At 32.6% G+C, this 13,137-nt stretch carries 8 protein-coding genes, 1 tRNA gene and 1 riboswitch; of the genes, 6 read left to right on the top strand and 3 right to left on the bottom strand.

The window, feature by feature from the left end; translation table 11 throughout:
• Both Q1B05_RS16615 and Q1B05_RS16610 read right to left on the bottom strand, forming a co-directional pair.
• The gene (locus tag Q1B05_RS16615; protein ID WP_299782201.1) at positions 1-1,275 is read right to left on the bottom strand and encodes a ribonucleotide-diphosphate reductase subunit beta; all 1,275 of its coding nucleotides are present in this window, start codon (positions 1,273-1,275) and stop codon (positions 1-3) included.
• 219 nt (positions 1,276-1,494) lie between these two features.
• A riboswitch (cobalamin riboswitch) is annotated at positions 1,495-1,683 on the bottom strand.
• Positions 1,684-2,420: 737 nt separating this feature from the next.
• Positions 2,421-2,502 (bottom strand) — tRNA-Leu (locus Q1B05_RS16610).
• A 165-nt stretch (positions 2,503-2,667) separates the two neighbouring features.
• On the opposite strand from Q1B05_RS16610, the gene Q1B05_RS16605 reads away from it, so the two are divergent.
• The 4 genes from Q1B05_RS16605 to Q1B05_RS16590 all read left to right on the top strand — a co-directional run bounded on the left by Q1B05_RS16605 (position 2,668) and on the right by Q1B05_RS16590 (position 7,046).
• On the top strand, positions 2,668-3,603 hold the full coding sequence (locus tag Q1B05_RS16605) for a ribose-phosphate pyrophosphokinase (protein WP_299782199.1): 936 nt from the start codon (positions 2,668-2,670) through the stop codon (positions 3,601-3,603).
• Positions 3,604-3,632: 29 nt separating this feature from the next.
• Positions 3,633-4,250 (top strand): 50S ribosomal protein L25/general stress protein Ctc, encoded by a 618-nt coding sequence (locus tag Q1B05_RS16600; RefSeq protein ID WP_299782197.1) that lies wholly within the window; start codon positions 3,633-3,635, stop codon positions 4,248-4,250.
• Positions 4,251-4,398: 148 nt separating this feature from the next.
• Positions 4,399-4,965 carry an aminoacyl-tRNA hydrolase gene (gene pth, locus Q1B05_RS16595; RefSeq protein WP_299782195.1) on the top strand — a complete coding sequence of 189 codons (567 nt, stop codon included), beginning with the start codon at positions 4,399-4,401 and terminating at the stop codon, positions 4,963-4,965.
• A gap of 89 nt (positions 4,966-5,054) precedes the next feature.
• Positions 5,055-7,046 (top strand): T9SS type A sorting domain-containing protein, encoded by a 1,992-nt coding sequence (locus Q1B05_RS16590; RefSeq protein ID WP_299782192.1) that lies wholly within the window; start codon positions 5,055-5,057, stop codon positions 7,044-7,046.
• A 185-nt stretch (positions 7,047-7,231) separates the two neighbouring features.
• Here Q1B05_RS16590 and Q1B05_RS16585 read toward each other — a convergent pair whose 3' ends face one another.
• On the bottom strand, positions 7,232-10,561 hold the full coding sequence (locus Q1B05_RS16585) for a reprolysin-like metallopeptidase (protein ID WP_299782190.1): 3,330 nt from the start codon (positions 10,559-10,561) through the stop codon (positions 7,232-7,234).
• 177 nt (positions 10,562-10,738) lie between these two features.
• Here Q1B05_RS16585 and Q1B05_RS16580 point away from each other — a divergent pair, with 177 nt between their 5' ends.
• Both Q1B05_RS16580 and Q1B05_RS16575 read left to right on the top strand, forming a co-directional pair.
• Positions 10,739-11,680 carry a bifunctional riboflavin kinase/FAD synthetase gene (locus Q1B05_RS16580; protein ID WP_299782188.1) on the top strand — a complete coding sequence of 314 codons (942 nt, stop codon included), beginning with the start codon at positions 10,739-10,741 and terminating at the stop codon, positions 11,678-11,680.
• Positions 11,670-12,983: an HTTM domain-containing protein gene (locus tag Q1B05_RS16575; protein WP_299782186.1), complete on the top strand. Its 1,314-nt coding sequence runs from the start codon at positions 11,670-11,672 to the stop codon at positions 12,981-12,983. Before Q1B05_RS16580 ends, Q1B05_RS16575 begins: the two co-directional genes overlap by 11 nt.
• Positions 12,984-13,137: the final 154 nt, after the last annotated feature.

Here is a 13,137-nt window from a genome sequence, read left to right as displayed (position 1 = left end):
TTAAAATAAGTCGTCACTTGTTATACTTTGTGCTCTTTTACTATAGTTAATTGATCGCTTTACGAAAAAATCACCATGTTTTGTTCCAATAATTTCATCATCAAACCATTCTGTTTTTTGTAATAATTTCTGATCAATTTCAAATATTTTATCAATTCCAATACTCTCTAACGAGTTATTAAATCTGTTTTTAATAAATTCATTGATAACTGCTTTAGGAATAAAATCTAATTCGCCTTTTTCAAAAATCCAATCTATTATTTTACTTTCAGAAGCATAAGCGTCCTCACAGAGTTGTTTAATCATGGTTTTGTAAGTATCGTTAAACCATTCTGGGTGCTCATCTTTTATAATATTGATAATATCGATACCGAAATCACCATGAATTTGTTCTTCCTTAGAAGTTGCTTCCACAACATTAGAAATACCTTTAAGCATGTTTTTATGCTTATTAAAAGCCATAATAATTAAAAACTGAGAAAAAAGAGAAACATGTTCTATAAATAAAGAAAACAACAAAACAGATTCTGCATACTCTTCATTATTTTCACTTTTAGCATTTTTTAAGGCTGTTTCTAAATATTGAACACGCTTCATTATTGCAGGCTTTTTCTTAAGCTTTTCAAATTCACTATTCAATCCTAGAATTTCTAATAAATGAGAATATGCATCGTGATGTCTTACTTCACTCTCTGCAAATGTTGCCCCTACGGATCCAATTTCAGGCTTAGGCATTCTATGATAAATATCTCCCCAAAACGTTTTTACAGCAACTTCTATTTGAGAAATAGCCAACATTGTATTTTTTATAGCACTTTGTTCTACTGGGGTAAGTGTAGATTTAAAATCCTGAATATCGCTTGTGAAATTAAACTCTGTATGAATCCAATACGAATGTCTAATTGCAGGAACATATTCGTAAAGCTGCGGATATTCGTAAGGCTTCAAGTTTATACGCTTTTCAAAAATGTTACTTTTTCTGCTTTGCGTCTGATTATTTCTATAAATAATATATGCTTTTGCAACATCATCAAATTCACTGTGCATTAATTTTTGCTCAACAATATCCTGAACCTCTTCTACAGTTGGCACATAATCACCATCATCGCCTTTACGTTTAAGTAATTCTTGATGTACCTCCTTAGCAATTAACTCGGCATCTTCACTAGTACCATGCTCAACAGCTTTCATCGCTTTGGTTACAGCTCCTGTGATTTTTTTAAGATCAAAAGGTTTCGATTTAAAATTTCTTTTTATTATTTGTATTATTTCCATGGTATACCATATTAAGTTGGTTAAAAAATCGGCAAATCCAATTAGGACTTTTCTAAAAAACAAAAAGTCATTATTTTCAAACGTTAACCCACTAGTTATTAATCATGTTTAATCTGCAATCAAAATGTTTGGCTTATTAAGGTAGAAGTAGTTAGACATTGTCTTACTTATAAGGCATAGACAACTTCTAATTCCAGCTTCAATCCCCGAAAGCTAAACGAATTATTAAAAATTAATGGCAGGTCTTCTGACTCACTCCCTTATTCCGGCCTTCCCATTCTTTCGAAAAGTGACCCGTATTTAGATTCAGTTTAGAGCTTACAGCTGCGGGACAGTTCCAGAGTTTCACCGGATTCCCATTTTAATATCAAGTAATCAAACTTGATAACCAATAATAGTTAAATCAAGTTGCAAATTTATCTACTATTTATAACTTTTAAACCATGTTTTAGTAGTTATTTTTCACGAAAATTTTAATTAAAATGTTAATAACATTTAAAACGACATTATCAACTTAAACTAAAAATTTAACACAAAAAAATACATTTATTAAAGACCTATTTCATTCTCGACCAGAATCATAGTTAATTGTAAAACAGCACATAAGTTATAAGTATAGTAAAAATTTAAAACAAATCTCTAAAGATTTTAAAATTAAATTTCACTTACCATAAGAAGATATTTCTATAATTACTTTAGCTACAAAACAGACTAGCATACTGTACAAATTAAGAAGTCTAAATACTAAAACAATTAAACAAAATAATAACATTGAGACAAAGACATTTAAGCAGGTGAAAATATTAGAAAACCGTAATTAAACACCTGTTATTTTTTTTAATTACTATAATATTTTAGATACTTACTCAATTCTAGTTTACGATATAAACCCATTATTAATTATAACTCACTATAAATAGTTAGGGAACCTAGTAAAAATTAATAATTCCAATATTTACCTCAACTTAAAAATTATATTTTAGTTATGAAAAACCAAAACATCCGTTTACCTAAATGTTTGTAAATAAAATTTCCAACTTTAAATAATTATAAGCATTTTTAAAGATGTTAACTAAATGTTGATTAAAAGAAGATATTAAAAATAAAAAAGTCTTATCAATCAACAGATTAACAAGACTTTTAAGTACTCAAGGTGGGAATCGAACCCACACTTCCGAGGAAATTGGATTTTGAATCCAACGCGTCTACCAATTCCGCCACTTGAGCTTTTTATTGAATTTTCATTCTAGCAGGATGCAAAAATAATCCATTTTTATGGAAACTTCCTAAAAATACAGCATATAATTCTTTTCTAGTTGAAATAAAAGCCTAAATTTGCACCCAAATTAGAACACCCAGAAGTGTTTAACACTAATAAACAACACGTTACAAATGCCTTTAACTGAAGCTAAAATATTTACCTGTAATCAAAGTAGGGAATTAGCAGAGAAAATCGCTGCTTCCTACGGAACTCACTTAGGAAATGTCATTACCTCTACGTATAGTGATGGTGAATTCCAGCCTTCTTACGAAGAGTCTATTAGAGGTACTCGTATTTTTATTATTGGTTCTACACATCCTGGACCACAAAATTTAATGGAAATGTTGTTAATGATTGATGCTGCTAAGCGTGCATCTGCAAGACACATTACCGCGGTTTTACCTTATTTTGGTTGGGCAAGACAAGATCGAAAAGATAAACCTAGAGTACCAATTGCAGCTAAATTAGTTGCTAAAATGCTAGAAACTGCTGGTGCAACTCGTATTATCACGATGGACTTACATGCTGATCAAATTCAAGGATTTTTCGAAAAACCAGTCGATCACCTTTTTGCTTCCACAATCTTTTTACCTTATTTAAAATCCCTAAACTTAGACAACTTAACCATTGCATCTCCTGACATGGGAGGTTCAAAACGTGCTTATGCCTACTCTAAAGCTTTAGAAAGCGATGTTGTTATATGTTATAAGCAACGTGCAAAAGCCAATGTTATTTCTTACATGGAATTAATTGGTGATGTTACGGGTAAAAATGTTGTTTTAGTTGATGATATGGTAGATACTGCAGGCACATTAACTAAAGCAGCAGATTTAATGATGGAACGTGGCGCACTAAGCGTAAGAGCAATTTGTACACATCCCATTCTATCTGGAGACGCCTACCAAAAACTAGAAAACTCAAAATTAGAAGAATTAATAGTAACAGACTCTATTCCTTTAACTAAAAAAAGTGATAAAATTAGAGTTCTTACTTGTGCAGATTTATTTTCTGCAGTGATGCAAAATGTACATTACAATAAATCTATCAGTTCTAAATTTGTAATGTAAATATAATTTAATACTTAATATAAATAAAAATGAAATCAATTACAATCGACGGATCTCAAAGAGAAAGCGTAGGCAAGAAAGCAACAAAAGCCTTACGTAATGCTGGTCAGGTTCCTTGCGTATTATACGGAGGAGATAAGCCAGTTCATTTCTCAGCAGCAGAATTATCATTCTCTAAATTAATATACACACCTAGTGCGCATACTGTTGTGATTAATTTAGAAGGTGGCGAAACATTTAAAGCCGTATTACAAGACATTCAATTTCACCCAGTAACAGACGGAATTTTACACGTAGATTTCTATCAGTTATTCGACCATAAAGAAATTGCACTAGATATTCCTGTACATTTTGTAGGAAACTCTAGAGGTGTTAAAAATGGTGGTATTTTACGTAGAAACAACCGTAAATTACGTGTTAAAGCTTTACCAGAAAACCTTCCTGATTTTATTGAAGTAGATATTACTCCTTTAAAAATTGGTGATAAAATATATGTTAGCGAAATAGCAAACGAAAAATACACTTTTTTACATACAGACAACACTGTTGTATGTTCTATTAAAACTTCTAGAACAGCAGTTGCTGAAGTAGATGATGATGAAGAAGAAGGAACAGCAGCAGCTCCAGAAGCTACTACTGAAGCTTAGTCTTTAGACAGTCTAAATTTTTAAAAAGCATCCTATTTTCAGGATGCTTTTTTTATTTTAGCGAAAATAAAATCAAAAACATACTATGTACCGCTTATTTAAAACCCTTTTTAAACCTACACAAGCGGACATAAATCCTCAAGACGCTATGAAAAAATTTTTAATTGTTGGACTTGGAAATATTGGTGATGAATACAAAAACACCCGCCACAATATAGGTTTTAAAATACTAGACCACTTAGCACAAAAAGAAGCGCTCTCTTTTGACACTCAAAAGTTAGGAGATTTAACAACTTACAAATTTAAAGGAAGAACCTTTATCCTACTAAAACCAAGCACGTTTATGAATTTAAGCGGTAAAGCTGTACTTTACTGGATGACAAAAGAAAATATTCCGTTAGAGAACGTATTAATAATTACCGACGATTTAAATTTAGAATTCGGAAGCATTCGCCTAAAAGGAAAAGGTAGCGACGGTGGCCATAACGGATTAAAAGACATCCAAGCAAAACTACAAACCACAAAATATAACCGTTTTAGATTTGGAATAAGTGACGCTTTTAGTAAAGGCAGACAAATAGATTATGTATTAGGAGAATGGACTATTGAAGAGAACGACAAACTCCCTGAACGCTTGGATAAATCTGTAGAGCTTATAAAATCTTTTGGCACTTCTGGCGTTAACAATACCATGAATACTTTTAATGGCAAATAAAACGAACCAATAACTAGTGAAAAAACGAAAATAAATATTAGTAATAAATTTAATTACATTTACAACCACCATTATCAAGCACCTGAGATATGAAAACTTTTATTTTTACATTATTTATGCTATGCACTATATCTCCCTATAATGTACAAGCACAAAGTTCGGATAAAGTTCTTACTCCTGAAAATGGTGAACGTTGTGGATTTATTGCTAATGAAAACCGATTAAGTAACAACAACCCTTACCGCCTAAGCAAAAATCAGTTCGAAAACTGGATAACTCCAGAAATTAAAAAAATTAAAACACAAAGAACTATAAACGCTACAGAAAACACCATTATTACCATACCCGTTGTTGTTCATGTTATTCATAACGGAGACAATTATGGTGTAGAAGAAAACATTACAGACACTCAAGTACAATCTCAATTAACAGTATTAACTGAAGATTTTAGACGCATGGCAGGCACACTTGGTTATAACGATAATCCAGTAGGTGCAGATTTAGAAATAGAATTTGTTTTAGCACAACAAACACCAGATGGCTGCCCTACAAACGGTATTAATCGTGTGGATATGGGACAAGAAAATTGGAGTACAGACGATATAGAGGATATTGTAAAACCTGCCACCATATGGGATCCTACACAATACATGAACATGTGGTCTGTATCATTTACTAGAACAGATTTATTAGGATATGCCCAATTCCCTTCTAGTTCTCAATTAAAAGGATTAGACGAAGATGAAGGAAATGCGACTACCGATGGTGTTGTTTGTAGTTATAATTCTTTTGGAAGTATTGATTACGACGATGGTTCTTTTACCCTGATTAAGACATATAACAGAGGAAGAACAATGACTCACGAAGTTGGTCATTTTTTTGGATTAAGACACATTTGGGGTGATGGTGATTGTACTGTAGACGATTATGTTACAGATACTCCTTTAGCAGGAGATTCTAATAGTGGTTGCCCTATAATCGATACATGTACTACTAAAGACGAAACAGAAGTTGTGTACGATATGGTAGAAAACTATATGGATTACACCAATGATGTATGTATGAATATTTTTACTCAAGGCCAAAAAGAAAGAGTATTAGCGGTTCTTGAAAATTCACCAAGACGTAAGGAACTTGTGACTTCTAATAAAGATGAAGCTCCTGATTCTGTAGATAATGATCCAAGCATTTCTTTTGTTGAAATAGACATCCCTGTATGTGAATCTGAAGTTGCAGCAACTATAAAATTAACAAACTACGGTACAATCTCTTTAACCTCACTAATAATTACTTCTGAAATTTCAAATGGTGAAATTTCAAATTATAATTGGACTGGAAATATAGCTCCTGGAGCATCAGAAACCGTTACACTTCCTAGCATAACTGTTTCTAGTACAGATACAACTTACAACATCAGTATTAGTAGTCCAAATGGAGAAACAGACGCTAGAACTTGTAATAACGAAATTTCTGAAGACCTAAAATTAACCACCATTTTTACTTCAACAACCATAATTAATTTTAATATTAAAACAGATTTAGAAGCATCGGAAACAACATGGGAGTTTTTAAACAGCAATGATGAAGTTATTAAAGAAGGTGGTGGAAAATATTTTGGAAACCTAGAAGTTTCAGAGTCATTCGAAGTTAGTAGCGACGAGTGTTATACTTTTGTGATTTACGATGCTGGCGGAAACGGCATTTGCTGTAGTAACGGAGATGGTTATTTCACCTTATCTACAGAAGACGGCACAATACTTTACACTGGAGGAGAATTTACAAATGAAGATAGAATACATATTTCTACAAAAACATTAAGTCTTAGTGATAAGGTATTTGCAGATAGCATAAAACTTTACCCTAACCCAACTAAGGATTTTTTAAATATAAAATTTAGTGATTTAACCGCATTACCTACACAATACCAAATTTACAATATGCTAGGTCAGTTAATTAAACAACAACAAATCAATACCACAACAGATTTAAAAATTAATGCTTCACAATTACAAAGTGGCATGTACTTTATAAGACTTACCAATGGTTCAAACTCAGTATCACTACGTTTTATTAAAGAATAGAAAAAATTAGCTGTTAATCAGAAAAAAAAAGGGGATTGAATAATATTCAAAACCCTTTTTTTTATGCCTTAGTCTATCTAAAACCTCTTAAAAGCCCTCTATATTTTAATCTGTATTAAGACAAAAAAAGTCCTCTAAAAATAAATTTAGACGACCTTTTTATTTATAATTCTTTAAAATAGATTTTACTCTATTACAATTTTCTTTACCGTTTTTTGTTCCCCATTACTAACTTCTAATAAATACAATCCTGAAGCAACATTATTTAAACTTATTCTCTGACTAAAAGCATAACTACTTTCATACGATTTAGCGAATATTTTTCGGCCTCTTAAATCATACAACACAAAATAAACATCATTATTTGAAGATGCTGTTAACGACACCGTAAAAGTACCTGTATTAGGGTTTGGCCAAATTTTAAAATCATTGAATGTCTCTTCTGCTACGCCTAAAGTAGAAAGTACCGTCAATTTATAATCTTCGACTTCCCCATCAAATTCTGTTTCACAAGACTCTGGATCAATTCTATATTTAGTACTTACACGCATAATTGTTTTACCACCAACAACCGCATCTAACGGAACGGTTATGTCTAAAGGTGAGTTTCCTGTAATTCCATTTGTAACATTTGTAGCTTCACCCAATTCATACATTTCGCCTGCATCAGTAAAATCACAATTATTATTCCAATCAATCCAAACCACGGTTTTGGTTGTATAACTTCCTGAGGTATTAACATATACAGAAATAGGATAAACCTCACCTCTTTTAACATTGTTTTCTATAGACGTAAAATCACTATATCCCGTTTTTCCAGAAACATTATCCATAGAATTAAAGATTACACGTGTAGTAGACGTCTCTAGAGAAGCAATATAATCGATCCCGTAAGAGGTACATCGCGTACACAAACTTGTTGAAAAACTAAACACTTCGGAGTTCGTACTTATTCCACATGTATTTATTGCGCGTACTCGCCAATAATAAGTAACTAAAGCCTCTAAACCAGTAACATTATAAGAAGTTCCTTCTACCATATACGTACTCACATCGGAAGAAAAATCTGAAGTTGAAGATATATCTACTTCATACTCCAAAGCATAATCTGAAGCAGCCCAGGTTAACGTATCAAATTCCGAAATTTCTGTTGCTCCATTTATTGGACTTAATAAATTAGGGCTTTCAATTTGTGCCGATTCGATTTCTACAGTTGCTATAACCGTTTCTGTTAAAGCATTCGAAGTTCCTATAATATTTATATCATGCGACGTTATACTTGCTTGGTCAAAATTCTGCAATGTTAAAATAACATCTATATCTTTTTGTGCTGAAGTTGGGTTGAATGTAGCCGTGACTCCGTCAGGTAAATTTGAAGCGCTAAACGTTGTTAATTCATTAAAATCTGAAACCGTAGTATATCTAAACGGTATTTCTAAACTTGCATCATTATTACAAATAGCATACACTTCATCTTCTTGTTCTAAAACAAAAATAGGTTCCGAATTTTTTATACTAAAATTGGCATCAGAAATATCATAAAAAATATTATCTGCAGCTTCTATAAGTATTCTACACGTTTCACTTTCATAATCAGGAACAAATATCGTTTCAGAACCATCATTATCTACTTTTGAAGCCAAAGTAACGGGATAAGTTAATCCACCATCTAAAGACAGCTTAATATTCACCTTACTACTACTAATAGGAGCTACATTTGTCTCTCCGACCTCCCATGTAATCTTTCTAGAGACCCCAACATACCAAGATTCTGATACATTTGGACTTAGCACTTTAAAGGGTGTACCATCTACAACTGTTACTGTCATTAAATCGGTATCTACTTGGCCTATCCCTAACGGAAATCCGCTTCCATTATCCCTAATGGTTAATGCAAAATTCATAGTTCTTGCTACCGATGGAGTAACCTCCCATTTAGGAGTAATATCTCCATTTACAACATCGCTCAAACTAGGCATATATCTATTTGGAGAATGTGTTGGTAGTATAGAACGGTATAAAGGCCCAACTGTCCAAGTAGATTGAGGAGCACCTTCGTCAGGAGCACGTTCTGGATCGTTTTGTGACCAATTATATGTTAATGTCGAAATACCATCAACATCGTTACCTTCTCCTTTTAGCACAAAAGGAGTAGACACAGGAATTGTATAGTCTTGACCTGCGTTAGCTACAGGTGGTGTATTTTCTAAATCAGTTTCTTGAGCACAAGTACTAACACCTCCTGGCTGGATATTTTTAGAAATATCACGAATATTAACAAAATTAAAATGCGCATCAGAATTATCTTGAACATTATTAACCCCACAAATTCCAGAATACCCCATAATAGAACTTCCTGAAGCAGGCTCGACTTCTGAGATTCCATTTCCTGATCTGGAACACGTATTCATCGTGTGCCATGCGCCGAATTGATGCCCCATTTCATGAGCAACATAATCAATATCAAATGCATCTCCCGTAGGATCTTCTGAGCCTGTATAGCCTCGTCCTTTAGATGTCTCACCAGTATATGGTGCTTCAGCATCTACACACACACAACCTATACATCCTGAGTTTCCTCCATTAGATGTATTAAAATTATGTCCGATATCGTATAAAGATTCATCTCCTAAAGTTGAAGAAATAACTTGCTGTGTTTTCGTACTAAATTCTATTCCCCAAGGATCGTTATCTGTATCGTAATAAATCAACTCATCGTTTCTATCAATAAAAACTAATGTAATTGCCAAATCGCGTTCATAAATTTCATTTACACGATTAATAGTAACAACCATTTGTGCTAAAATATTAGCCTTCTTCTCCTGGTCTGTACCTTCACCAGCAAATAAAGCACCATATTTAGCATTACAAGACAGTGCCAAGCGAAACGTTCTTAATGTACTATCGTTTGTATTAGAAATTTCAGAACCTTCTTCTGCTTTTAAAGACTCTAAGTTAATATCATCTTCGGTTAAACATTCAAAATCCTGAGTATCTATACCTAAAGAAGATCTATTATAAACCATGTAGGTATCTCCTGTCACTGTTTGGGGGTCTATAAATTCGGAACTTCGTTTCCCCGAAAGAGAAAAAGCATGCAATCCGTTTTGCGTAACACTAAAACGCATGGTTGCCGTTTCATCATCTACCCCAATGGCCTTATACGTTTTTATTTCTGGAAATTTCTCTGCCAGTTTAGGTTCCATAATCGAAGATTCGGTGACTTCAAATTTTTGAAATGTACCGTCAGACATTGGAAATTCCATAACCTGTCCAGAAGTATTCCTATAATTGTCGCTTAAAGGGGCTTGAGTTAAAGCTGCTTGAAAAGAAGTTAAATCCAATTCATAAACCTGATATGTATCTGGATGTGTTTTTCTACTTAGAGGGTCTCTTATAACTCGTGACGTTGTTGTTTTTTTCCAAAAATTTGATGTTGATTGAGCAAAAAGAAAACTCGCATGAAGAGACACTAACAAAAGCAAAAAAAGCTTTTTGGTGTAAAGGTATTTCATAAATTTAAATCTTTCCATAACGCATATATACCACATTTTAATATTACAAAAAACATGGTCATTGCAAAAACATGACGTAGTTTTGTTTAATATTACGTATTAGCTTATAAACGTTTACTTTAAGATGGGCTAAAATAAGATTTTTTAACAATTAATTAACGATTACTCTTTTAATAAATGGAAAAAGTCAGAAATTTTAACAATCTAGACTCCAAGATTTCAACAGTTGTAACCATAGGCACCTTTGACGGTGTACATTTAGGTCATCAAAAAATATTAAAACGATTGGTTAATACCGCCAAAGAAACACATCTTAAATCGGTTGTACTTACCTTTTTTCCACATCCAAGAATGGTACTTCAAAACGATGCCAATATCAAATTAATAAACACTATTGAAGAACGCAGTAATATTTTAGAACAATCTGGATTGGACTATTTATGTGTTCAAAAGTTTACTAAAGAGTTCTCGAGACTAACGGCCGAAGATTTTGTGAAAAAAATTCTATTAGATCAATTAAAAGCAAAACGCGTAATTATTGGTTACGACCATCATTTTGGCAGAAATCGTTCAGCTAACATTGACGATTTACGTAGATTTGGTGAATTATATAATTTTGAAGTTGAAGAAATTTCGGCTGAAGATGTTAATCAAGTTTCTGTTAGTTCCACTAAAATAAGAAAAGCTCTTGATGCTGGAGATATTGAAAAAGCAAACACCTATTTAGGGTATCCGTTTTGCTTAAGCGGAACTGTAATTACAGGGAAACAAATAGGGAAACAATTACAATACCCTACTGCAAATTTAAAAATAGAAGAAACTTACAAACTCATCCCGAAATATGGTGTGTATGTTGTAAAATCTGAAATTGAAAATAAGACTGTTTTTGGAATGATGAATATTGGCAATAATCCAACCGTTTCAGACAGTTCTTTACAACATATAGAAATTCATTTCTTTAATTTTGATGCCAATTTGTACGGGAAATCTTTAAAAATTGACATGTTGCACCGTCTAAGAGATGAACAAAAATTTGATTCTATAGCTGCTTTAAAAACGCAATTACAACAAGACGAAGAAAAATCTTTACATTTTATAGCTAAGCTAAATGATAAATAAATTTCTTTTTAGGCAGGTAGACAATTCATCTTTAATTGTTTTCAGAATTATTTTTGGTTTTTTATGTTTCTTAGAAACTGTAGGTGCTATTTTTACGGGCTGGATTAAACGTTCTTTAGTCGATCCAGATTTTACATTCTCCTTTATTGGTTTAGAATGGCTACAACCACTACCTGGAAATGGTATGTATTACTATTATGCTGTTATGGGATTATTAGCCTTATGCATTATGGTAGGTTACAAATACCGCTGGAGTACCATTTTATTTACGGTGCTATGGGCAGGCTCTTATTTTATGCAAAAGGCATCTTACAACAACCATTATTATTTATTGATGCTTTTAAGCGGATTAATGGCATTACAACCAGCAAATAAATACTTTTCTATGGATGCAGATTCGCATCCAGAAATAGAGCGAAATTCTATGCCCCAATGGTGTAGTATACTCTTTATTTTACAAATGTTTATTGTATACACCTACGGAGCTATAAATAAAATATACCCCGATTGGCTAAACACAACAGTTATTGCAAACTTAATGTCTGCTAAAGCAAGTTATATGGTGGTTGGCGAGATTTTACAACAAAAATGGCTGCATTATTTTTTAGCTTACGGTGGTATTTTATTCGATGGTTTAATTATCCCATTGTTACTTATAAAACGCACACGAAAGATGGCTTTTATAGCCTCAATATTCTTCCATTTATTTAATTCTATTATTTTTCAAGTTGGTATTTTTCCGTATTTATCGTTGGCCTTTACTTTATTCTTTTTTGAACCTAAACGTATTTATAACATCTTTTTCAAAAACAAAAAACCGTTTTACGATGCTGGCGAAATTATAATACCTAAACATAAAAATGCAATAGTTGGTATAATGTCTGTGTATTTTGTGATCCAATTAATTTTACCAATTAGACATCATTTTATAAAAGACAATGTACTTTGGACAGAGGAAGGCCATAGATTATCTTGGCGTATGATGCTTCGTAGTAAAAGAGGACATGCGAGTTATACTATAAAAAATCACACCCAAAATACTACAGAAAAAATAAGATTAAAAGACTATTTATCGCCTAAACAAAGAGGTTTAGCATCTAGTAAACCTGATGTAATATGGCAATTTTCGCAACATTTAAAAGCGGTTTATGCAGCAAAAGGCGATTCTATATCGGTATATGTTAAAGCGCGTGTTAGCGTAAACGGCAAACCCGCAAAAGAGTTAATTAAACAAGATGTAGACTTAGCCAATATAGAATGGTCTGCTTGGAAGCATAGCGATTGGATTTTACCTTCAAAATAGGTTTATATTTTATTTCTTTCAACCTAAAATCTTATTACTTTTGTTGTTAATTAAGTTTCACCCTGCGTTAAGGATTGCAGCGGCATCCTTTTTTACATCTACGGTGTTCTCCTACATGTATTAGACTAAAATAAAGTTTACTAACAAGACCAAG

Source organism: uncultured Formosa sp. (genome assembly GCF_947500765.1).
Taxonomy (GTDB): Bacteria; Bacteroidota; Bacteroidia; order Flavobacteriales; family Flavobacteriaceae; genus Formosa.
This window is presented reverse-complemented; position numbering and strand designations above follow the sequence as displayed.